Source organism: Rhodococcus sp. 27YEA15, from assembly GCF_049739425.1.
Taxonomy (GTDB): Bacteria; Actinomycetota; Actinomycetes; order Mycobacteriales; family Mycobacteriaceae; genus Rhodococcus_F.
On the sequence record NZ_JBMHHW010000001.1, the window covers coordinates 4,972,440 to 4,994,675 of the forward strand.

Sequence of the window (22,236 nt, forward strand, 5' to 3'; positions counted from 1 at the left end):
CAGTGACCAGCACTGAACTGAAGTCCGTATCACTGACCGGCACCGACCTGCACCTCTCGTTCGGCGCCAACAAGGTCCTTCGCGGCGTCGACCTGCACGTCGACGCCGGTAACACCGTCACCGTCATCGGTCCGTCCGGATCGGGCAAGTCCACGCTGCTGCGGGTACTCAATCGCCTCCACGAACCCGAGCAGGGAGACGTTCTGCTCGACGGGCGTTCTGTCCTTCATGACAACCCCGACGTACTGCGCCAACGCATCGGGATGGTCTTCCAGCATTTCAACCTGTTCCCGCACAAAACCGTCGCGGAGAACATTGCCCTGGGTCCGCACAAGCTCAAAGGCCTGTCCAAGGAGCAGGCTCGGGCGCTCGCGCTCGAACAATTGGATCTGGTGGGACTGAAGGAGAAGGCGGATTCGAGGCCTGGCAACCTGTCCGGCGGTCAGCAGCAGCGGGTGGCGATCGCCCGCGCACTCGCCATGAAACCCGAGGTCATGTTCTTCGACGAGGCCACCTCGGCCCTCGACCCCGAACTCGTCAAAGGGGTACTCGCCCTGATGACGGACCTCGCGAAGTCCGGCATGACGATGGTCGTCGTCACCCACGAGATGGGGTTCGCTCGATCGGTCTCCGACAAGGTGTTGTTCATGGACCGCGGTGCAGTCGTCGAAACCGGCACTCCCGAACAACTTTTCGACGATCCCGAAACCGAACGGCTGCAGGCGTTCCTGTCGCAGGTGTTGTAGGGGCTCCCGGTGCGCCTTTTCGGTTGAACTCGCCCTACCCAAAAGGCGCACGAGGGCCGAAGGCCCCCTAGATCCACCCCTGACGGCGGGCGGTCGCCGCAGCTTCGTGGCGGTTGACCGCACCGAGTTTGGTGACGGCCGAGGACAGATAGTTCCTGGTGGTGCCCGCGGACAGGTGGGCCCGCGCAGCGATCTGATCGATGGACGCACCGTCCGCGGCGTACTCGAGCACGTCCGCCTCCCGCGGAGTGAGCGGCGAATCACCCGCACCGATGGCTTCCGCAGCCAGGGACGGATCGACGTACCGCCCGCCCGCGTGGACGCTGCGCACCACCTCGGCGAGCGTCGTGGCCGAAGTCGTCTTGGGCAGGAATCCGCGAACCCCGGCGGTGAGAGCCTTCTTCAGATATCCGGGGCGGCCGTGGCTGGTGACGATGATGCAGGCACACCCCGGTACCGATTCGACGATCCGGTGCGCCGCCTCGATACCGTCGATGCCGGCCATCTGCAGATCGAGAACGGCGACATCCGGAACGAGTTCTGCGGCAACGCGTACCGCTTCCTCACCGGATTCCGTCTCCGCGACCACGACCATGTCGTCCTCGAGCGAGAGCATCATCGCCAGCGCCGTACGGATCAGGTTCTCGTCGTCGGCCAGCAGGACTTTGATGGGCTCGGTCACCGAGACTCCCTCGTTCGTGACGAAAAGCGGGCAGAGAGTGTGAATGTACCGTCGTCCAGTTCAGCAGAGAGTGTGCCGCCGACAGCTACGACCCGTTCTCCCAGCCCTTCTAGACCGGTTCCCCCCGGCGATCGGGAGCGTCCACCGCCGTCGTTGACGACGGTGATCGCACGGTCCTCGACGGTGATGGTGCAGGTGCGCGCCGACGAGTGCCGCAGAATGTTGGTGACGCCTTCACGGACCACCCACGCCGCTGCCTCCGCCAGTTCGACGGGCAGTCGATCGGCCGCCCCGACTATTTCCGTGGAGATACCGGCGGCCTCGAGCAGGGAACGGGCACCGGCCAGTTCCGACGCCAGAGCGATCGACCGGTATCCGCGTACCAGTTCGCGGGCTTCGGCCAGAGATTCCTGAGCGAGCGCCCGCACCTCGTCCATCTGCTCCGCTGCGCGCTCGTCGCCGCGACGCGACAGGGTGGCGGCGAGATCGCTTTTCACGGCGATGGCCGAGAGTGCACGGCCGACCACGTCGTGCAGATCGCGGGAGAACCGCAGGCGTTCCTCGGCTACCGACAGCGCGGCCGCTGCGCCGCGCGCCTCGTCGAGTTCGGTGACCATCCGCAGAAGCCACGCGGACAGGTAGACCGTCCCACACATGAAGAGGAAGGCAGTGCACAGATAGATCCCGACGGCGGGCCGGCCGACAGCCACGAACAGTGCACTGACGACCAGGGTTGCAACGAGCATCCGGCGCATCGGAACCAAGGCCGCAACCGGAACAGCGACGACGACTGCCAGCCAGAAGATCGAACTGTCCTCACCACCGCCGGCCAGAACGATCGCGACAGCACTACTGGCCGACACCGTCGTCACTGCGAGCGGGACGACCACGGGCTTGTCGACGTTGCCGCCGAGTTCCGGTGTGCGTGCCACGGTGAGCACTGCCGCTACGGCGGCGATCGCGAGAAAGACCGCCACCAGGTAGTTGCGCGATGCCACCTCGGTGAACACACCGAACGCTCCGAAGAGCAGACCGAGCACGAAGAACGACTGACGGGTGTACTGGCGAACCTTGTCGAGATTCGACGCGGCTCGCCACGACCGGGTAGGTGCCAGGCGACCGAAACTGTGCGCGATCATGTCCACTACCTTCTCAAAAAACTACGAGCGCGGTTCCCAGCGAAAGTGAACGTTGGCGATCAACACGCACCCGACGATCCAGGCGAGAATCACCAGCAGGGGCTGCCCGGCGGCGGTGAAGGTGTCCACGAAGCCTGCCGGTGCATCGGTCGCACCCGCAACCACCTCGCTCGTGGTGCGCCCCAACCAGCCGAGGTTCACCAGATCGATCACCGCTGCGAGCGGGGTGAACTCCACGACGCGGGCGATCGCGTCCGGCAGGATGTCTCGAATGTTCGACATCCCGACGATCGCCAGGCCGAGAACCGGCATGCAGGTGATCTGCGCGGCCTCGGCGTTGCGGGTGATCGCGGAGGTGATCAGGGCGAGCAGCGTGAACATCGCGGCGCCACCGATCAGGGCGATCAGAACAAGAATCGCATTGACCGGCGCCGTGCCACCGAAAACCATCACCGCGATGCCGACGACCACAGTCAGCAGTCCGGTCAGAATCCACGACGGTACGGCCGGTCCGGCCAGGATTTCGGCGTCGGAGCATTCGCCGGTCCGCAGACGCTTGAGTACCAGTTCGTCACGGCGTGTCGAATACACGGACAGCAGGTTGTAGAAGACGACGAAGACGAGCAGGAACATCGCGAACACTTCCAGGGCCGTGCCGACGGCCTTGTCGGAGAGTTCGCCGCCGCCTCGCGAGATGGCCAGCATCCCGATGGGAAAGAGCAGCGGGAAGACGACGGCGTTGAAGAGCAGGAGGCGATTTCGGCCCAGCAGGGTGAACTCTGACCGCGCGAGGGTGGCTACGTGATTCATGCCGGAACTCCTCGACGGGTGGCGTGGGAATCGAATTGATCTGCGATGGAGAGGAATACGGTTTCCAACGACGCAGCACGCGCATCCAGCCCGGTCAGGGTGACTTGGGCGTGCTGAGCCCACACGAGCAGTTCGGTGAGGGTTTCCTGGACGGTCCGGGTGGAGATCACCACCGAATCACCCGCCACCCGTACATGCGCTCCGGGTAGTTGCGGCAGCGCCGCCGCCGGGCGGTGCAGTTTGATCTCGGCGGGATGATCGGAGACCACTTCCTCGACGGTTCCGCCCCGGACCACCGCGCCGCGGTGCATGATCGCCAGCCGGTCACAGAGCGATTCGGCTTCGTCGAGGTAGTGCGTCGTCAACATGATGGTGACGCCCGACGCCTTGAGGTCTGCAATCAACTTCCAGGTGTTGCGGCGACTTTCGGGATCGAGTCCGGTAGTGGGTTCGTCGAGGAACAGCACGAGCGGCCGGCCGATGATCGCACATGCCAGGTCGAGTCGGCGCGCTTCACCGCCGGAGAGGAACTTGACGCGGGTGTCGGCGCGCTCACGCATGTCGACACGCTCGAGCACGTCGTCGACGGGCAGTGGACGCGTGCAGGTTCCGGCCCACATGGTCAGGGATTCGCGAGCGGTCAGATCCTGTGGCAGACCGCCCTTCTGGAGCATGATTCCCAGCGAGGGTCGGAGCTTCCTACGATCACGCACCGGATCGAGATCCAGGACGCGGACGGTACCGGCGGTCGGACGCGACAGTCCCTGAATGATTTCGAGGGTGGACGTCTTTCCGGCGCCATTCGTTCCGAGGAGACCGAACAGTTCGCCCTCCGCGACGTCGAGGTGCAGATCACGGACCGCGTCGAAAGCGTTCTTGCCGGCGCCGTATCGACGGGTCATCGACTCGACGGTGATGACCGTATCGCCCTTCATCGCGGCGCCTCCGGCCGGTTCCAGCGGCGCAGCCCGATCACGAAGCGAACGACGCACAGCAGCGTCAGTGCGCCCGCCAGGATCCAGCTCACCAGGGTGGAACCGATTATCGCGAACACCACCAGCAGCACGGCGACGTTGACGACGATCACGACCAGCTCGCGGCCCATCGTCGGTGCGGGCCCGATCTCCATCAGGTCCGTCATGAAGCTTCCCTCGTGTGGCTCTCTCATGCTTTCGAGTTTTGCCGCTACGAGGCTCCGGTAATAGTGCGCGGTGTCATCGGGTGCGATGACAGTGTCACGGGTGGTCGCTGACAAATGTCATGCCGGTCGAGCAGGTGGTCAGCTGCCGCCGAATCCGACACTGTTGGCGTAGACGTCGAAGTTGCCCTGCGCGCCGCTGTAGACGTTGATGTCGGTGTTTGCGCTGATGCCCGGAATCCGGCCGGAATCCGTGGTCTGCCAGAACGTCCAATTCGCCCATCCACCGGGTAGCGGACCTGGCGCGCTCTGGCCGTTGTAGTCGGCAATCCACAGGGGGTAGTGGTTGAACTCGGTGGTGTTCGCCATGGCAGAGCGCCAGAAGTTCGGGTAGGTGTAGATGATCGGTTGCCGTCCGGTGAGCGCCTGGACGGTATCGAGATAGCGGTGAGCCCAGTCGATGACCTGGGCAGGAGGCAGCCCCTTGGCATCCTCGAGGTCGAGGACGGGCGGCAGATCACCCGGCCCGTTGATGCCGAGGACGACCAGCGAGTACAGCGCTGCCTGAGCTTCGGGAGACTGCCGGACGTCGGCGTAGTGATACGCCCCGCGCGACACCCCGGCCGCTCTCATGAGCAGGCAGTCCTGCACGAAGTACGGATTGACGTACCCCAGACCTTCCGTGGCCTTGACCATCGCGAATTGGTGCCCGGACGCCCGTACCTGCGCCCAGTCGATTCCGGTGCCGTCGACATGCTGCCACGACGAGACGTCCGGACCACTCGGTGGCGCAGCCGTGGCGATGCTCGGCGCGGCTACCGCGAAGGCGGCTGCGAAAACGAGCGGGGTGAGCCTTCTGACAATCCGTCGGTCGACCATGCAGAGAGGGTACGGCCCGAAGCCGAATTATGCACGCATACAACAGAAAACCCAGACATCTCGGTCAACCCAACCAGTCGAGAACCGCGGCTGCCGTCCACGACTGCTGCATACTTCCCAGCGGCTCACCGGTGAACGGCTCGTAGTATTCTGCGAAACTGCCGTCACTCGCCTGGCGAAGTCCCTCCGATCGCAACAGATGTGATCGCTCCGCCCAGCCCCGCCTGGCAAACGCCCACGAGAACAACCAGGTGATCACCGGCCAGACCGGGCCACGCCAGTACTCGCGCGACCGAAAATCCCCCGATACCGGCGAAGTAGACGGTGGCACAGCAAATTTCATGTCCGGGTGGGTACAGAATTTCGGGCCTTCGAACGTCCGGAGCAACGCTCGCTCGGCATCACGTTCGAGACCGCCACACAACAGGGGCGCAAACATCGCGATGGTCTCCGTCTGCACCCAACGCCCACTGCGAAGATCGAAATCCTTTGCTGCACCGGAACGCTCATCCGTGGTTGCGATGACGCCCTGCCGGAAGCGATCTGCCCAGCCCCGAAGTTCCCGAACATCGGATCGGGGCCTGGAGTGTTCCTCTCCGATGGTCGCCAACACATCACAAGCCAGAGCGAACACGGCGCTGACGAACACGTCCTCCACTGCGAAGCTCATCGCTGTGGCCAGTCGCGCATCGTCGTACTGCACCGCTTTCATCTCTTCGAGCAACCACAGGTAACGGTCGTACTCGTGATCGGTGGGCCGCTGCGAGGTATCCGTCACGATCGCCACGTCCGCGCGCTGATAATCCGGTACAGCGCCCGCGACGACATTCGAGTACGCCCGATCCCACCGCGGTGAATTGTCCATTCCCGACTCCCAGCCGTGGTACAGCGCGATGCGCCCGTGACCGCTCAGATCCCTGGCTTCGGCAAGCCAACGATGCCAGCGGACGAGATCACCCCACCGACGGTTCAGGAATTCCTCGGCGACCGCTCGGGTGGTACGCCCGTGCCGCCGGGAATGATCGAGGATCCGCTGAACCGCGATGGCATGAACGGGCGGTTGGGTGATGCCGGACGTGGCGGTACCGGCCGGGGCGTGCGCCGCCAGAGCATTGACGTCCCAGCGTTTCGGACCGGGGAAGTAGCCGTCCACGCCACTGGCGAACACGATGTGGGGGATCATGCCGTTCTTCCACTGGGCGGAAAGCAGAGTATCCAGTTCGACCACCGCGCGTTCGACGCTGAGCGGAGCGAGACCGACCGCCACGAACGCCGCGTCCCAGCTCCACATGTGGGGGTACAACTTGGGGGCAGCGCTGGTCATGGTCCCCAGATCGTTGCCCCGCAGCAAGTAGGCAGCTCGGGCGGCGAGCTGTGTCGAGGTGAATCCGCGGTCGGCCATAGTCAACTATTCTGCGGCGCGCCCGCCTCCCGCGCTCGCCCAGGGAGAGATCGGACAAAATTCTCAACCAAGTCTTGTGCCGATTCCTTCACGCTATGGTGGCAGGGACCGTCAGCTGATCTCGGGGTGGAGGCCGTGTGCGCGAGAAGATCAAGGCGCTCCTGTTCGACGTCCAAGGCACCGCGACCGATTTCCACAGCACGCTCTGCCGCGAGGCCCGTCGCATCAGCGATGCCGACGTCGACTGGTCCAGGTTCGTGAACCGGTGGCGCACGGAGTACTTTGCCAAAACATCTGAAGCACAATCGCATACCGGAAAATGGGTGACTGTACATTCGATCTACCGCACAGCGCTCATCAACCTCCTGGAACGAGAGGCGATCGCCCTCTCCGATGCCGAACAGGAAGAGCTCACCACTGCGTGGAAGTTCCTCGACCCCTGGCCAGACACCGTGGCCGGGTTGATCGCTCTTCGGCAGCAGTACACCATTGCCGCACTGTCGAATGCCGACGTCGACGCGGCTGTCAGCATCGCTCGGCACGGAAATCTGCCCTGGCACGCGGTGTTCACCGCCGAAATGGCCGGAGTCTTCAAACCTGATCCCACGATCTACGCGATGGCGGCCCGATATCTCGGCTACGAGCCCGGTGAGATCATGATGGTCGCGAGCCACAAATACGACATTCGGGCAGCGAAAGCTCTCGGGTTCCGAACCGCTTTCGTCGCTCGCCCCCTCGAATTCGGAACCCACGGCAACCCGGACGTCGCCTTCTCCGACGAGTTCGATCTCAATGCCCACGATTTCCTGGACCTGGCCGCACAGTTGGCGCACTGAGCACGCCCACCCGGCCTACACCGCGTTCTTCAGCAGCGGGGTGGTGTCATGATAGAACACCCGCATGTGGACAGCCTTGCCCTCGCGCATCGTCCAGTGTTCGGAGATCCACAATTCTTCCCCCTCAATGGATTTCGCTGTGAGCAGGGCCGCCACATGCTCGCCGTCGGCAGCGAGGCTGATCAGCTTCATACTGGTGAAGTCCACGGCTCCGGCCAGCAGCGGAAGCACGTTGTTCATGAATGCATCGGCACCACGATGGGTGCCGCCCCAGGGAAGAACAGGCGGTACGTCCTCTTCGAAATCCTCGGCCATCACGGCCGCGAACGCAGTCGCGTCCCCGGCGAAGGCGGCTTCGTATACTCGACGGACGATCGCGGCGTTGTCGTGCTGCACTTCGGTGGAACTCATTTTCGGCGTCTTTCGCTCGGTTCGGTGCCCTGAGAATTCAGGTGATTCGTGGCGTCTTCGCCGACGAACATTTCCCATCGTATGACCGAGAAAAAGTACGGACAATGTCTCAAAGCGTCCGATTGATGTCCGATCGTCCCGCATCCGGGCTGTATGTTCGACAGGTGGACGTAATCGGAGACATTGTCACATCGATGAGAACCGGTACCCCGATCGCCAGGAGAACCGAACTGTCCGGGCAGTGGGGCCTGCGATTCACCGGCGACCCCGGCGCCGGATTTCTCGTAGTACTCGAAGGCTCCCCCTGGTTGTTACCACCACTGAGCCCCAGTCCGGTCCAACTTCACGCCGGAGACGTCGTCTTCACCCCGAACGGAGTCGGCTGCGTCCTGGCCGACCGACCGGACACCCCGCTCGTGGACGTGAGCGTGAGCGCCACGAAAGATCAGTGGCCGACCTTCGCATCGACTGGCGAGGGCCGGCGGACGGTCTTCCTCTGTGGCGTCTACGCCCTCGATCGCACCCGGCCGCACCCCGTCATCGCCCAATTACCCGACGTCGTGCACTTCCCGGCTGATTCGGTACCGATCGAGGATCCTTTACCGGCCGTGGTGAACCTTCTGCACATCGAAGTAGCCCAGGGCGAGCCGGGATCCAGCGCCGCCGTACCTGCACTACTCGACCTGTTGATCCTGTACGTGCTGCGCACCTGGTATCGACAGCAGGCGCAGCGCGGGGTACCCGGGTGGCCACAAGCATTGCAGGACCCCGCAATCCGAGCTGCTCTCGAGAGCATTCAGCGTTCTCCGGCTGAGCCGTGGACGGTGCAGACCTTGGCGGACAAGGCCGGAATGTCCCGGACCGCCTTCGCTCGCCGATTCACCGATTCGGTCGGCGAACCGCCCATGACCTACCTGACCCGCCGGCGGATGACACTCGCCGGGAAACTGCTTCGGGAGACCGACATGCCGTTGTCCTCGGTGGCATCGCGGGTCGGATACAGCTCGCCGTTCGCCTTCGGCAAGGCCTTCAGTCGGACCTTTCACAGCTCGCCCGGAAGCTACCGTCGACGATCAGGCAAGCAACCCGATGCACTGTCGAAAGATGTTGTCGATCAGCGGGACATAGTCTCGATCGCCCAGTCGGGCGTGGACAGGTAACCATTGAGAAGCGCACGCCGACAGCCGTCGAGTTCGACGAAAACGTCGGTACCTCCCGAGCCGTCGGCACGAAGAAGAGTCGTCTGCGCGATCGCCGTCGCCGCCAGATCACACGGCGGAGCGTACGACGCCTGCGATATCGCGACCATCAGCTCTCGACTGTCCTTCTGCGTCAATCGAATACCACTGACCGAACCCGATTCGGATGATCGGCATATCACCAACCCGCCGACGTCGGTGATCGGTGTCGCCAGTTCGTTGTCGAGCGGATTGTACATCTCACCCCGTTCGAGTCTGCCCCGGACATCGTCGACCTGCGCGGCGTCGGTCCGCTCGAACTGATCGAAGAACTGCCGATCACAGGCCGTATTCGCGTCGGCGACAACGGTGGACTCCGATGTCCGATCGACTTCGCGTAAATTCCGTAGCGGCTGCACCGGGCCGTCCTGATACCCGCACGGGCGGGCGGGCCACGCCAGTTCGACGGCCCGCCCGGTGGTATCGACGAGCCAGAGTGCAGCCGGCACGATCTCGTGAATCGCACACGAAGCAAACACTCCGTCCCGAAAGCGTCTCGACTGGACCCTGAACGCATCCCGGACAGCGCCGACGTCTCCGTCGAGGGTGACGGTGTCGATGGTCGGCTTCTGTGCCGCGTCGCGGCCGAGCTCGCATCGAACCACTGTCACCGGATCGAAAGAGTCAGGCGGATAACCGGACTGATCGTCCTCGACAACTCGGACGTCGGCATTCCTACCGATCTCGACAAGCTGAGATCGTGTGTTCGGTCCGAAACAGTCGGCGTGATCGACAACGGTGGCATCGGGGGGCCGAAACGACTCCGTGTCACCACGGAACCAATCGTCGGAACAGGCTCCGAGGCCGACCACCAGACCGAGTGGTACCAACGCGAGAAGCAGCCGCGTCGGCCCCCTCAATTTTCCGCCCAGTCCAGCAACGTCTCGACGTCCCAGGTGTTGACCACCCGGTCGGCAGGCACCCCGCACTTCTCCGCCCGCTCACAACCGTATCCCTGCCATGCCAACTGGCCCGGCGCGTGAGCGTCGGTGTCGATCGAGAACACACAACCCGACGCCAGAGCCAGCTCGATCAGGCGAGACGGCGGATCACGTCGTTCGGGCCTCGAGTTGATCTCGACGGCGGTACCGGCCTCGCGGCAGGCGTCGAACACCTGCTGCGCGTCGAACGTCGATTCCGGACGAGTACCCCGTGCCCCTTCGACGAGACGCCCGGTGCAGTGTCCGAGGACATCGACGCGTGGATTACGGACGGCAGCAAGCATTCTGCGCGTCATGGCTCCGGATTCGGCGCGCAGTTTGGAGTGCACACTCGCAACGACGACGTCGAGTTCGTCGAGCAGATCCGGGTCCTGATCGAGTGAGCCGTCATCGAGGATGTCCACTTCGATGCCGGTGAGAATCCGAAACGGCGCCAACTCCGCGTTGAGTCCGGCGATCACGTCGAGCTGAGCCCGCAGACGATCGGCGGACAGACCGTTGGCGACGCTCAGGCGGGGGGAGTGGTCGGTCAAAGCGCAATAGTCGTGGCCGAGCGCGACGGCTCGGCGCATCATCTCCTCGATGGGACTGCCGCCGTCCGACCAGTCGGAGTGCGTGTGCAGATCACCGCGCAACGCCTGCCGTAGCGGACCCTCGGCGATAGGCTCCGCGGCGTCGCGAAGCCCGGTCAGATACTCGGGCACACCGTCGTACGCCTGGGCGATCACCGTGGCCGTCTTGGGTCCGATACCGGTGAGCGCTGTCCACGTTCCGGCGCTGCGGCGATGTTGCCGCTCGTCGTCGGAGAGCCCGGCGAACACGTCGGCCGCTCGGCGATACGCCTTCACCCGATGGGTTTCGGCGCGCGAACGCTCGAGCCAGTACGCGATCTCGCGGAGTGCCTCTGTGGGATCCATGCGTCCACTGTCCCGTTCCGAACTGCCCGCGACAACCCTCGAGGCTCATACCCTGGTGGGTATGGATGACGCACGTACCCGATTTGCCGCCGCCCGAGTGGCCCGATTGGCCACCGTCGGTGCCGACGGGATGCCCCACCTGGTACCGCTGGTATTCGCCGTCAGTGGCGCTGTCCTGTATTCGTGTGTCGATCACAAACCCAAAACCACCACCGCGCTGCGACGACTGCGCAACATCGAGGAGACCGGCCGCGTGAGCCTGCTGGTCGATCACTACGACGACGACTGGTCGCAGTTGTGGTGGGTGCGTGTCGACGGCGACGCCGAGGTGCTGGCCCCGGGCACCCCGGAAGCCGAGCTCGCGGTGGACGCCTTGGCGACGAAGTATCACCAGTACGTCGACGTTCGACCGAGCGGACCGGTGACAGTGGTACGCGATCTCAGGTGGTCGGCGTGGTCCTCTGTCGCCTAAGGTTCGACGAAACGAGTTCGAAGAGGCGAGATTTTCAGTCGACATGGTGGGGGATCGATGCGACGACGTGAACTACTTCAGCAGGCAGCTACCGGAATCACCTTGGTGGCGGGCACTCGGATGATCGGCACCGGTTCCGTATCCGGCTCGTCGGACGAGGACGCCGTACCGTTGGATCAACTGGTACAGATCGTCTCGCTCTCCCATGTCAACGATCCGGCCACCACACCGGTGTTCCCGGGTGACCCCGCCTTCACCCTCGAGACGGCCGCGACGATCGCCGCCGACGGGTACTACCTGCAGTACGTGAAGGAAGGCGAACACACGGGGACGCATTGGGGCGCGCCGGCACATTTCCAGGAAGGTGGGCTCACTGCCGACCAGCTCGAGCCTGCCGATCTGTTTCTTCCGGCCGTCAAGATCGACATTCGCGCCGAGGCGGCTGCCGATGCCGACTACGCCGTCACCGTCGCCGACCTCGAAGAATGGGAGTCGAAGAATCGAAGGATTCCCGATGGAGCAGCAGTGATCGCGTGGACGGGATGGGAGTCACGCTGGGGTAGCGACAGTTACGCCAATGTCGACTCCGACGGCGTCACGCACCAACCGGGATTCTCGGTGGAGGCGGTCAACTGGTTGATCGAGACCGGTCGCCTGGGCACCAGAGGCGCGCTGGGCACCGATACCTTCGGGCCGGATCTCGGAAACGACGAGACCTATCCCGCTTCCACCGCCCTGTACGACAAGCATCGAATCAGCCTCGAAAATCTGAACAACCTGGCGGCCTTGCCCACCACCGGTGCTCACGTCCTGGTCGGCGGCGTGATCAACAAAGCCGGATCGGGCTCACCAGCGACTGTGTATGCGCTCGTGCGGCGCTGAGCACGCTTACCACCCCGAAGCTCTGATCGTCACCGACGACTTTCGTCGTACACGACCACAGAGCCCTTTCCACTTCTCTTCGCCTGGTACATCGCCGCGTCCGCGTGCCGGAGTAGGGCGTGCGCACTGATCGGTTCGTCCACCATCGCGAAATGCGCGACTCCGACGCTGGCCCCCACCTTGACCAGGTTGTCCTGGACCGTGTGCTCACGACCGAGCTCCTCGACCACCGATTCCGCGACCTCGACGGCGTCGGCGAGTCTCGCCTGCACGAGCACCGTGAATTCGTCGCCACCGAATCGGGCGACGACAGCCCAGCGAGGAACCACAGCACGAAGGCGGCCCGCGAGAACGACGAGGAGACCGTCACCGACCATGTGGCCGAACTGGTCGTTGACCTGTTTGAAGTTGTCCAGGTCCACGAGCAGGAGCGCCCAGTCGGACCGCGAGCGTCGGTGATCGTCGATGGCGTCGGCCACGTGCTCGTCGAATGCCGCCCGATTTGCCAACGCCGTCAGCGGATCATGACGAGCCTGATAACGAAGCTCGTCCTGCGCGGCGGAAATCCGTTCGAGGAGGGCCTCGTTCTCCAGCAACGTGAGAATCTGGCGGACGACCGCCAGCACCAACACCATGATGCCGAGAAGAAACACGACCGGGTCCAGACCGCTTCCGATCAACACCTGCACGGTGACGATCGCTGCGGTCACGGCGATCAGGACGTAGGGCAACAGCAGTTGGGTTCGGCTACTCGGCCACAGCATCTTCGTGGGTCCGACCGTCCGCTCCCCGGACGACGCCAACGCCGCCAGGGCGATCAACGGTGGGCCCGCGATGAATCCGGCGTCCGCTACCGTCGGCATGGTCTCGGCACCGACCGCGACCAGATAGGTGTAGATACTGTCGGAGAGCGCGAGCATCACGAGACCACCGCCGAGGAACATCAGCGGTTGCCGAGCCTGCGTCAGCGTCCTCGGCCCGATGATCATCAACAGAACCATGGCGATGAGGACGAAGTCCGTGACCGGGTACATGAGTGCGACGAGGAATCCCACCGTGTCACTGTCCCCGGTGTGCGCGACCGCACCGAGTGCCGTCGACCAGGTCAGGATGAACAGGGCCCCGACGGCCACCAGTCCGTCGAGGGTGAGCACGATGGAGAGGTGAACCCGGCCGATCGCTTCGCGGCGTGGGAGCTCACGGACCAACGACAGAAGCGCCGGGACGGCGAACACCGGAAACATGAAGAATCCGATATCGGCGATCGACGGCGACGGAAGCGGCTCGTCGAGGACCGACCGGTTGAGCGCCCAGAAGATCATGCCGATACTCCAGCCGGCCATCCCGGCGGCCATGAGGAACCGCCACCGCCGTTCGACCCCCACCCGTTGTCGCCCCGTCCACCAGCACACTGCGGTAGCGGTGAATCCGCCGACGAGTTGCGCGATATCGTCGACCAGCACGGACAGCCTCGGATTGAGCAGACCGGATCCTGCAATGACAATTACCGCGACGACACCTACCAGAGCTAACCACGATCGGTGCGCCCGGAATTGCGTCATCGATGGATACCTGTCGGCGTACGTATGCCACTACGGTAGGGGACAACCGCGGCAGACGTGGCTCAGCAAACCTGCCGCTCCACGAATCTACCCGAACCGGATTGCCGACAGTTAGCCCAATGGCAGAAGGCTCACTCTCAGGTGAAGGCTTCTCCCACGTTGGTGGCCTGGTGCACCAGGCTCTGCCACCCGGCCGGGAACTTCTGCCAGACGGAGGTGAATCGGCTGTCCTGCGCATTGACCTTGCCGTTGGCCAGGGTGCCGTTGGAACGATAGTGCCCGGTACAGATCACGATGTCGGCGGTGATCGGGTGGGCGTCGAAGGAGACGAGTTCCGTCTCGTGTTTCGCACCGACGAGATTGGCGATGATCTCGAGGTACTCGGCGCGGTCGTGCACGTGGCCGGTGTAGTCGGTGTACACCCAGTTCTCGTTGATCGTGCTCCGGAGGAACTCCACATTCTGCGCCGGAATGGCGGCCAGCCACTCGGTGAACAGTTCTCGCAGTTCGGCTTCCACCTGCGGTTGATCGACCATGGTCACTCCTTCTTCGGTGGTGGGCGAGTTCGATCCGGCATCACTCGACGCGGTACTGCTGCACGCGGCAGCGGTTACAGCGGCGAGGGCGGTCAGGCTCAGCGAGAGCATGGCGCGGCGGCTGACGGTAGGGTTCACCGGTACTCCGTCTTCGTGAGTTGTCAATGAATTCTCGTGCGCTGCAGCGTGAATTGACACTAACGATCGAACGGGGCGCGAGCTATGGGCAAAGTGCCTAGACGAGTGCCTTCGATGCACGCTTCTTCCACCGACTGCGCACCTGCTTACCGATGACACCGTGCTGCGGCGCGAACAGGTACACCAACGCGAACACCATGCCCAACGTCAACACCACCATCGGCCCGGACGCGGTGTCGTAGTAATAGCTCACGTAGATCCCGACCACGGCGCCGGCCGACGAGACGGCGGGCGCGATGACCAGCATTCGCGAGAACTTGTCGGTGAGAAGGTAGGCCGTGGCACCGGGGATGATCAACATCGCGACCACCAGCACGACGCCCACCGCCTGCAACGCCACCACCGACGTGAGCGCGAGCACACCCAACAACAAAGCGCTCAGCCGCTTGGGGGAGAGCCCTATCGCATTGGCGTGAATCGGATCGAAGGCGAACAGTGTCAGATCACGACGGCGCACCAACAGAACGGCGAGCGCCACCGCGGCCAACAACGCCACCTGGACCAGATCGGACGAACTGACCCCGAGGAGATTGCCGAAGATGATGTGATTGAGGTCGGTCTGACTGGGAGTCACCGAGATCAGCACGAGCCCGAACGCGAACAACGTCGTGAACACGATGCCGATAGCTGCGTCCTCCTTGACTCGACTCGTGCTGCGTACCAGCCCGATCAGTGCGACAGCGATCAAACCGAAGATCAAGGCACCCACCGCGAACGGTGCTCCGACGACGTACGCCAGCACCACCCCGGGCAGCACCGCGTGCGAGACGGCATCACCCATCAGCGACCAGCCGATGAGTACCAACCAACAACTCAGCACGGCGCAGACGACTGCCGACACGACCGCGACGACCAACGCCCGCACCATGAACGCGTAGTCGAGCGGATCGAGCAGAACATCGAGAAGGTTCATCACGTCAGGTCCTGTCGAGTACGTCGAGCCCGAAGGCCAACGCCAGATTTTCGGGGCGCAACACGGTCAGCGGATCGGAATGCAACAGCACCCTCCGCATCAACAAGATCGCCTCGTCGCAGAGTTTCGGAACGGCATGCAGATCGTGAGTAGAGACCAGTACCGACCGACCGTCGTCGGCCAGTTCACGAAGCAGCTGCGAAATCGTTGCCTCCGAACGCTTGTCGACGCCCGCGAACGGCTCGTCCAGGAGCAGGACGGACGCATCCTGCGCAATACCGCGCGCGACGAAGGCCCGCTTCTTCTGTCCACCCGAAAGCTGCCCGATCTGTCGATCCGCGAACTCCGTCAACTCCACCCGCTCGAGGGCCGCGTCGACCGCTGCCCGATCCTGCGCCCGCGCCCGACGAGTGAATCCCATGTGGCCGTAGCGGCCTGTCATGACCACGTCGCGCACACTGATCGGGAAGCTCCAGTCGACGTCCTCACTCTGGGGCACGTAGCCCACAGTGCCGCTCTTGCGCGCCGAAGCCGAGTCGGTTCCGGCGATGCGCACCGAACCCCGATCCGGTTTGACCATCCCCATCACCACCTTGAACAGCGTCGACTTGCCAGAGCCGTTCATCCCGATCAGCCCGCACACGCTCCCCGAGCGCAGCACCAGATCAACACCGTCGAGGGCTTGGACATCGCCGTAGCTGACACTGACACCGTCGACCCGAATCGCCTCGATCACGACCGAGCACCGAGAAGTCCACCGAGGACGACATCGGTATCGTGGCGAATCATGTCCAGGTACGTCGGGACCGGGCCGTCCGCTTCGGAGAGTGAATCGACGTAGAGGACGCCGCCGAACTTCGTGCCGGTCGCATCGACCACCTGCTGCATCGGCGCATCGGAGACCGTGGACTCGCAGAAGACCGCCGGAACGGAATTGGTGCGCACGAAGTCGATCGTGGCGATGATCTGCTGCGGTGTCGCCTGCTGCTCGGCGTTGACCGGCCAGATGTAGGCTTCCGCGAGTCCGGCGTCGCGGGCAAGGTAGGAGAAGGCTCCTTCACAGGTGACCAGCGCTCGCTGACCGACCGGCAGAACGGACAGGCCGGCAACCAACTCGTCCTGAACCGTCTGCAACTTCGCCTTGTACTGCGAACCGTTCTGCTCGTAGGCAGCCGCATTGTCCGGATCCAGGTCGGTGAAGGCGGCCACCATGTTGTCCACGTACTTCTGGGTGTTGAGCGGCGACATCCACGCGTGCGGATTCGGCGTCCCGGCGTAGGCGTCGCCGGCAATCGAGATCTCCTCGACACCCTCACTGACCACGACGTGCGGGACGTCGAGTCCGTCGACGAACTTGGCGAACCACGCTTCGAGATTCATACCGTTGTCCAGGACGAGGTCGGCCTGCGCGGCACGGCGGATGTCGCCGGGAGTGGGCTCGTAGCCGTGAATCTCGGCACCCACCTTGGTGATCGACTCCACCCGCAGGTGGTCTCCGGCGACGTTCCGGGCGATGTCCGCCAGCACCGTGAAGGTGGTAAGCACCACCGGTCGTTCGTCTTCGGCGCCGGCGGTGACCGGAGAACAACTCGACAGCAGTGTGGCGGCGAGAATGGCGATCCCCAGTCGACCGGTGATGTTCGCGGCGCGTTTCGTCATGATCGAACCCTAATATCAGGGTAAACAAATACACAAGTTCGGCCTAGCTAACTTTCCGACTCGATAGAATCGGCACATGCGCCCCTCCGCCCTGATCACCGGCTCCAGCCGCGGCCTCGGCGCCGCCATCGCCCGCACCCTCGCTCCCAGCCACAACCTGCTTCTGGGTGGGCGCTCCGCGGAGTCTCTCGAGCCGATTGGTACCGAGCTCGCCGGATCGACACCCTGGCCGGTGGAACTGACCGACTACGACGCGGTCGCAGCCGCTGCCTCCACCGTGACAAGCCTGGACGTCCTGGTCCACAACGCCGGCGTCGCGGACCTCGGGACCGTCGAGGAATCCGACGTCGAACAGTGGCGACGCACCCTCGAGGTGAACGTGATCGCAGTAGCGGAACTGACACGACTGCTGCTGCCCGCACTCCGCACCGCCCACGGTCACGTCATCCTGATCAATTCCGGCGCCGGACTGCGCGCCAACGCAGGATGGGGCTCGTATGCGGCCAGCAAGTTCGCACTCCGTGCCTTTGCCGACGCCCTCCGTCTCGAGGAGCCCTCCCTGAGGGTGACATCCATCCATCCGGGCCGCATCGACACCGATATGCAACGCGCCATCGTCGCTCAGGAGGGCGCAACATACGATTCATCCCGATATCTCACGGCCACCAGCGTTGCCCGGGCAGTACTGACTGCAGTGCAAACCCCTCCCGACGCACATCCCACCGAGGTCGTTCTACGCCCCAGCGGCAGGTAAACCCCCAGTTCATCGGTCACAGAACGGTGACGATCACACTCTCGACAGAGCTTTCGCGCAGCCGGCCCCGATACTGACATCAGTTGCCGGACAAGGATGTTGAGAGATGGTGCGTGATGAATATTCATACCGATACCTGGGGAATACCCAGCCGTACCTTCTTACAGTGGTATCTACTGGCAGCACTTCTCGCGGTGGCGCTTTCGCTGTACAGCCGCGCTGCCGCACGGCGGTCGTGCCAGAAGGCCGGCACCGACCGTCGGGCACTGACACCACCCGAAGTCGGCGCACTCACCAGTGATTACCAAGCCGTTCTCGCCTCGCTGGCCATTCTGCGTAGCGGCGGGCTGATCGACACCAATGGCGCAGCCAATCGCGCAATGCACCGAAAAGACCGTGAGCGACTCGACTGGTTCACCCGCACGGTGTTCGAGCGCCTCGGCAACCGGAAAGTGCCGCTGCGCCGGGTGCGGCTCCTCGGCCGGTTGAACATCGCACTGGCGCAACTGCGGACCACGCTGATCGGCGAGGGGTACCTCCAACGATCACAACGCGGCATTCACGCCTCGTTGCGGACCTTGCCGATCCTTGCCGTCATCGCACTCGGAATCGTGCGAATCATCGCCGGCACCACGGGCGGGAAGCCCGTCGGCTACCTGGTCGTCACCGTACTCGTATTGGCACTCGCCCTTCCGTTCCTACGCCGGAACGGTCGCCGAACCTCGCTCGGCGACTCCGAACTGCGCCGGCTCATGCACGAGAACTCCTACCTCTCCCCGAAACTACGTCCGTCGTACACCAGCTACGGGCCGGCGTTCGCGGGCCTGTCCGCAGCACTCTTCGGTGTGGGCACCCTCGCCCTCATCGACCCGGCACTGGCAGGCGCCGTGTCGGCCGGCGCCGCGTACAGTCCCGGAGCCGGATCGTCGAGTCACTACAGCTGCGGAGGCGGCAGCAGCTCAGGCGGCGACAGCGGTGGCGGCGGGAGTAGTTGCGGAGGCGGCGGGGGATGCGGCGGATGACGCTGCACGGATTGGGAATCGGCTGGCGCCCCGAAATTTCCGGAATCATCGCCCAATTGAACAAACCGACCTTCTGCGAGGTGATCGCGGAATCCATCGGAGACAGCGTTCCACCCCAGTTGGCGGCACTCGGAGTTCCGGTGATCACGCACGGGATCTCACTCTCCCTCGGCGGGGCTGAGCCGGTGCAGCAGTCGCGGATCGACCACATGGCGCGCACTGCAACACTACTCGGCTCACCGCTGGCCAGTGAACACATCGCATTCGTTCGGGCAGGGGGACTCGAAGCCGGACATCTGTTGCCCGTTCCCCGAACGTACGAGTCGATAGATGCGCTGGTACGCAACATCACCCGAACTCGGGACGGGCTACCGGTGCCGTTCGCGGTGGAGAACATCGCGGCCCTGTTCGACTGGCCCGACGACGAGTTGACCGAAGGAGAGTTCCTCGCCGAGATCATCGAACGCACCGGGGTTCTGCTGGTGCTCGACATCGCCAACGTCTACGCCAATGCCCTGAACCGCCGTCTCGATCCCTGGACCGAGCTGAACCGGCTACCACTCGACCGTATCGCCTACTGCCACATAGCCGGTGGCAGTATCCACGACGGCATGTACCACGACACCCACACCGATCCGATACCGGAACCCGTCCTCGAACTACTCACACGGTTCACCGCCGGCGGACGCCGTCCGGCCATCATGCTCGAGCGGGACGGCAACTATCCACCTGCACTGGAACTGCTCGACGAACTCGACGCCATCGCCGACGCCGCCGGACTCGATCGCATCACCGCAGACACGGTGTGGTCACGTCCGTGAGCACACTCGGAGAACGTCAGGAGGCATTGGTGCGGGCACTGGTAGCCGGGTCGGAGATTCCGGAAGGTTTCGACACCGACGCTGTTTCGGCGGCGGCGGCAGCTCTGTTGCGTAAGCGGGCCGCAGAAGTGGCGCACCACCTTCCGGGAGTGCGCCACCATCTGGGGGATCGTTATCTGCAGTTGTTCACCGAATGGGCTCACGGACGTCCCAAGACGTCCTCTCGTACCGACGCAACGGCGTTCACCGCTCACCTCGAGTCGATCGGCGAACTCGTACGTCCTCCACGGTGGCACCAGCGCCGGCTACGACGCCAATGACACGACCGCTTCACTGGTGTACATGAGGAAGGTCAGCGATTCCTGGAAGTACAGCTCGACCGAATTCGCGTCGTGCGAGAGATATCCGATGGACAGATCCTGGCCGAGATGCAATTCGTAGTCGCCGCCGCGCGTCGAGAGCAGCAGCGCACCGTCGATAGCGGGCGCCCAGATGATGTCGCCGTCCAGAACACGCCGTAGGTGCTCGCGGATCGGGTAGCCGTGATCGGAGGTCTCGTTGATCGCGGTGAACGCGTCGGCACTGAGCAACAGGGAGTACGGCCCGTTGACGCCTGCCAGGCGCAGCGACGTGATGGCCTGGCTGATCGCCTCCGGGTAGTCCTTGGCATCGGTGGGCAGCTTCAACTCCGGGTTCGATCCACTGGCACGCACCCCGGTGATACTTCCCGCCGGATAACCCTCGAAGACGGCGCGGTCCTCTGCGAACGCGATCTTCTTGGCCGCGTCCTTGACGGGCTGCCAGTCCGAATCCTTCGCACCACGCTCGACGTCGTCGATGGCCTGGCGGCTCACCGTGAACGGCACTCGCAATTCGATGATCGGCTGCGACTGCCGTGCATGCGCGATCACACCGTCCGCCAACGGCGCGATCGGAACCTGATGCCCCAGAGTGACTGCCGAAAGATCTACGCCCGAAGGACCTTCGACGTCCACGACGCGACGCGCAGCCACATGGCGTTTGAAGGTACGGCTCGCTTCTTCTTCGATCTCGGCCCAAGCTGACGCCGAGATGGGAGCAAGGTCGCGATGCAGGTTCGTCATTACTGAGCACTCCTTGTGAGGCTGCCGATTCCGAGGGAACCGTCAGAGATGGGCGCGATGAAGCTCGCTTCGGGTACCAGCCGATCCGGAAGGTCCGGTGGACTGTCGAGAAAATCCGCAGTGGGAACGAAGAAGTTGATTCCCGTTACCGCAGTGGAGAAATCGAGAATCCGATCGTGATTGCCGACCGGATTTCCGATGAACATGTTGGTGAGCATCTGCTCCGTCACCGCCGGTGACGCCGAATAACCGATGAAGTACGTTCCCATCTCCCCGGAAGCAACGTGCCCGAACGGCATGTTGTCGCGCAGGATCTGCACCTGCTCGCCGGATTCGTCCTCGATGACTGTCAACGCGGTGTGAGCATTGACCGGTTTGGTCTCGTCGTCCATCTCGAGGTCTTCGAGCTTGGACCGGCCGATGGCCTTCTCCTGCTCTTCCACGGGCAGCGAGTTCCACCCCGACATGTCGTGCAGGTACTTCTGGACGATGACGTAGCTGCTGCCTGCGAACTCCGGGTCCTCGTCACCAACGGTGACCGCCATGTACGCCGCGCGCCCGGACGGGTTTTCGGTACCGTCGACAAAGCCCAACAAATCGCGCTGCTCGAAGTACTTGAACCCGTGCACCTCGTCGATCACCGTTGCCGCCCCCGCCAACCGCGTCGTCACGACGGACGCGAACTCGAAGCACAGGTCCATCTGCCGGGCCCGGATGTGGAACAGCAGGTCACCGGGGGTGCGCGGAGCGTGGTGTTTCTCGCCTGTCAGCTCCACGAAAGGATGCAGCTCGGCCGGCCTCGGCCCGGCGAACAGGCGGTCCCAGGCATCGGAGCCGATTCCGACCACCGTGGCGAGCCCACCTGCGGGAACCCGGAATCCGATCGATCGCTCCAACCCCGAGACATCTGCGAGAACATCGTGAACTGCCTGCTCACCACCCTCGTCGATGGTCAACACCAGAAATATCGCCGCCTCCGTCAACGGAGTCAGCAACGGCTGCGGTGTCGCGGGCGAACCCGCGTCGGCCTCGTCGATCCCACTCGTTTCCGCCATACAGACCAGTATGGCGGATTGGGACAACGTCGGCACGAGGTAGTCCGCAAGTCGCTCCGGTGAGTGCTCTCGGATGTACGTGGATCGGGACCGATCGGAAGACTCGCGGATCTGTCCGGT

Annotated in this window: 26 protein-coding genes; 9 read left to right on the plus strand and 17 right to left on the minus strand. The window is 63.8% G+C overall.

The features are described 5' to 3' along the window. Positions 1 to 2: 2 nt before the first annotated feature. Positions 3 to 746, plus strand: a complete 744-nt coding sequence (locus ABH922_RS23245) for an amino acid ABC transporter ATP-binding protein (protein WP_424809176.1) — start codon at positions 3 to 5, stop codon at positions 744 to 746. A gap of 67 nt (positions 747 to 813) precedes the next feature. On the opposite strand, the gene ABH922_RS23250 is transcribed toward ABH922_RS23245, so the two are convergent. From ABH922_RS23250 to ggh, 7 genes are all read right to left on the minus strand, one after another. Then, positions 814 to 1,428 carry a response regulator transcription factor gene (locus ABH922_RS23250; protein WP_424809177.1) on the minus strand — a complete coding sequence of 205 codons (615 nt, stop codon included), beginning with the start codon at positions 1,426 to 1,428 and terminating at the stop codon, positions 814 to 816. Then, positions 1,425 to 2,567, minus strand: coding sequence for a sensor histidine kinase (locus ABH922_RS23255; protein ID WP_424809178.1), 1,143 nt, complete (start codon positions 2,565 to 2,567; stop codon positions 1,425 to 1,427). Before ABH922_RS23255 ends, ABH922_RS23250 begins: the two co-directional genes overlap by 4 nt. Positions 2,568 to 2,588: 21 nt before the next feature. Continuing rightward, entirely contained in the window at positions 2,589 to 3,377 is a 789-nt protein-coding gene (locus ABH922_RS23260; protein ID WP_424809179.1) for an ABC transporter permease, read from the minus strand. Next, entirely contained in the window at positions 3,374 to 4,312 is a 939-nt protein-coding gene (locus ABH922_RS23265) for an ABC transporter ATP-binding protein (RefSeq protein ID WP_424809180.1), read from the minus strand. The genes ABH922_RS23260 and ABH922_RS23265 overlap by 4 nt, the downstream gene beginning before the upstream one ends. Further along, entirely contained in the window at positions 4,309 to 4,518 is a 210-nt protein-coding gene (locus tag ABH922_RS23270) for a hypothetical protein (RefSeq protein ID WP_424809181.1), read from the minus strand. Before ABH922_RS23270 ends, ABH922_RS23265 begins: the two co-directional genes overlap by 4 nt. Before the next feature lie 138 nt (positions 4,519 to 4,656). Continuing rightward, the gene (locus ABH922_RS23275) at positions 4,657 to 5,394 is read right to left on the minus strand and encodes a glycoside hydrolase family 25 protein (RefSeq protein ID WP_424809182.1); all 738 of its coding nucleotides are present in this window, start codon (positions 5,392 to 5,394) and stop codon (positions 4,657 to 4,659) included. Between the two features lie 64 nt (positions 5,395 to 5,458). Beyond that, positions 5,459 to 6,796, minus strand: a complete 1,338-nt coding sequence (ggh, locus tag ABH922_RS23280) for a glucosylglycerate hydrolase (RefSeq protein WP_424809183.1) — start codon at positions 6,794 to 6,796, stop codon at positions 5,459 to 5,461. A gap of 137 nt (positions 6,797 to 6,933) precedes the next feature. Between ggh and ABH922_RS23285 the strand changes: the two genes are divergently transcribed. After that, on the plus strand, positions 6,934 to 7,632 hold the full coding sequence (locus tag ABH922_RS23285) for a haloacid dehalogenase type II (protein WP_424809184.1): 699 nt from the start codon (positions 6,934 to 6,936) through the stop codon (positions 7,630 to 7,632). A 15-nt stretch (positions 7,633 to 7,647) separates the two neighbouring features. Here the strand turns inward: ABH922_RS23285 and ABH922_RS23290 are convergent, their stop codons facing one another. Continuing rightward, positions 7,648 to 8,043, minus strand: a complete 396-nt coding sequence (locus ABH922_RS23290) for a nuclear transport factor 2 family protein (protein WP_424809185.1) — start codon at positions 8,041 to 8,043, stop codon at positions 7,648 to 7,650. A gap of 125 nt (positions 8,044 to 8,168) precedes the next feature. On the opposite strand from ABH922_RS23290, the gene ABH922_RS23295 reads away from it, so the two are divergent. Then, entirely contained in the window at positions 8,169 to 9,203 is a 1,035-nt protein-coding gene (locus ABH922_RS23295; protein ID WP_424809186.1) for a cupin domain-containing protein, read from the plus strand. On the opposite strand, the gene ABH922_RS23300 is transcribed toward ABH922_RS23295, so the two are convergent. Next, positions 9,158 to 10,141, minus strand: a complete 984-nt coding sequence (locus tag ABH922_RS23300) for a hypothetical protein (protein WP_424809187.1) — start codon at positions 10,139 to 10,141, stop codon at positions 9,158 to 9,160. The genes ABH922_RS23295 and ABH922_RS23300 overlap by 46 nt on opposite strands. Next, a complete protein-coding gene (locus tag ABH922_RS23305) occupies positions 10,138 to 11,139 on the minus strand; it encodes a PHP domain-containing protein (RefSeq protein WP_424809188.1) in 1,002 nt (333 codons plus the stop codon). The genes ABH922_RS23300 and ABH922_RS23305 overlap by 4 nt, the downstream gene beginning before the upstream one ends. Before the next feature lie 61 nt (positions 11,140 to 11,200). On the opposite strand from ABH922_RS23305, the gene ABH922_RS23310 reads away from it, so the two are divergent. Then, a complete protein-coding gene (locus ABH922_RS23310) occupies positions 11,201 to 11,611 on the plus strand; it encodes a TIGR03668 family PPOX class F420-dependent oxidoreductase (RefSeq protein WP_424809189.1) in 411 nt (136 codons plus the stop codon). Positions 11,612 to 11,668: 57 nt separating this feature from the next. After that, positions 11,669 to 12,493 carry a cyclase family protein gene (locus ABH922_RS23315; protein WP_424809190.1) on the plus strand — a complete coding sequence of 275 codons (825 nt, stop codon included), beginning with the start codon at positions 11,669 to 11,671 and terminating at the stop codon, positions 12,491 to 12,493. Positions 12,494 to 12,522: 29 nt separating this feature from the next. Here the strand turns inward: ABH922_RS23315 and ABH922_RS23320 are convergent, their stop codons facing one another. The 5 genes from ABH922_RS23320 to ABH922_RS23340 all read right to left on the minus strand — a co-directional run bounded on the left by ABH922_RS23320 (position 12,523) and on the right by ABH922_RS23340 (position 17,361). Beyond that, positions 12,523 to 14,055, minus strand: a complete 1,533-nt coding sequence (locus tag ABH922_RS23320; protein WP_424809191.1) for a diguanylate cyclase — start codon at positions 14,053 to 14,055, stop codon at positions 12,523 to 12,525. Between the two features lie 137 nt (positions 14,056 to 14,192). Further along, positions 14,193 to 14,729, minus strand: coding sequence for a nuclear transport factor 2 family protein (locus ABH922_RS23325; RefSeq protein ID WP_424809192.1), 537 nt, complete (start codon positions 14,727 to 14,729; stop codon positions 14,193 to 14,195). Between the two features lie 97 nt (positions 14,730 to 14,826). Next, a complete protein-coding gene (locus ABH922_RS23330; RefSeq protein ID WP_424809193.1) occupies positions 14,827 to 15,702 on the minus strand; it encodes a metal ABC transporter permease in 876 nt (291 codons plus the stop codon). A gap of 4 nt (positions 15,703 to 15,706) precedes the next feature. Further along, positions 15,707 to 16,438, minus strand: a complete 732-nt coding sequence (locus tag ABH922_RS23335) for a metal ABC transporter ATP-binding protein (RefSeq protein ID WP_424809194.1) — start codon at positions 16,436 to 16,438, stop codon at positions 15,707 to 15,709. Further along, entirely contained in the window at positions 16,435 to 17,361 is a 927-nt protein-coding gene (locus ABH922_RS23340; protein WP_424809195.1) for a metal ABC transporter substrate-binding protein, read from the minus strand. Before ABH922_RS23340 ends, ABH922_RS23335 begins: the two co-directional genes overlap by 4 nt. A gap of 76 nt (positions 17,362 to 17,437) precedes the next feature. Between ABH922_RS23340 and ABH922_RS23345 the strand changes: the two genes are divergently transcribed. The 4 genes from ABH922_RS23345 to ABH922_RS23360 all read left to right on the plus strand — a co-directional run bounded on the left by ABH922_RS23345 (position 17,438) and on the right by ABH922_RS23360 (position 20,278). Next, positions 17,438 to 18,115: an SDR family oxidoreductase gene (locus ABH922_RS23345; protein WP_424809196.1), complete on the plus strand. Its 678-nt coding sequence runs from the start codon at positions 17,438 to 17,440 to the stop codon at positions 18,113 to 18,115. 116 nt (positions 18,116 to 18,231) lie between these two features. Then, entirely contained in the window at positions 18,232 to 19,137 is a 906-nt protein-coding gene (locus ABH922_RS23350; protein WP_424809197.1) for a TIGR04222 domain-containing membrane protein, read from the plus strand. Continuing rightward, positions 19,134 to 19,958, plus strand: a complete 825-nt coding sequence (locus ABH922_RS23355) for a DUF692 domain-containing protein (RefSeq protein ID WP_424809198.1) — start codon at positions 19,134 to 19,136, stop codon at positions 19,956 to 19,958. The genes ABH922_RS23350 and ABH922_RS23355 overlap by 4 nt, the downstream gene beginning before the upstream one ends. Beyond that, a complete protein-coding gene (locus tag ABH922_RS23360; protein WP_424809199.1) occupies positions 19,955 to 20,278 on the plus strand; it encodes a hypothetical protein in 324 nt (107 codons plus the stop codon). The genes ABH922_RS23355 and ABH922_RS23360 overlap by 4 nt, the downstream gene beginning before the upstream one ends. On the opposite strand, the gene ABH922_RS23365 is transcribed toward ABH922_RS23360, so the two are convergent. Together ABH922_RS23365 and ABH922_RS23370 are read right to left on the minus strand one after the other, a co-directional pair. Next, the gene (locus tag ABH922_RS23365; protein WP_424809200.1) at positions 20,264 to 21,061 is read right to left on the minus strand and encodes a family 1 encapsulin nanocompartment shell protein; all 798 of its coding nucleotides are present in this window, start codon (positions 21,059 to 21,061) and stop codon (positions 20,264 to 20,266) included. The two genes, ABH922_RS23360 and ABH922_RS23365, sit on opposite strands and share 15 nt — an antisense overlap. Beyond that, positions 21,061 to 22,116 (minus strand): Dyp-type peroxidase, encoded by a 1,056-nt coding sequence (locus ABH922_RS23370; protein ID WP_424809201.1) that lies wholly within the window; start codon positions 22,114 to 22,116, stop codon positions 21,061 to 21,063. The genes ABH922_RS23365 and ABH922_RS23370 overlap by 1 nt, the downstream gene beginning before the upstream one ends. Positions 22,117 to 22,236: the final 120 nt, after the last annotated feature.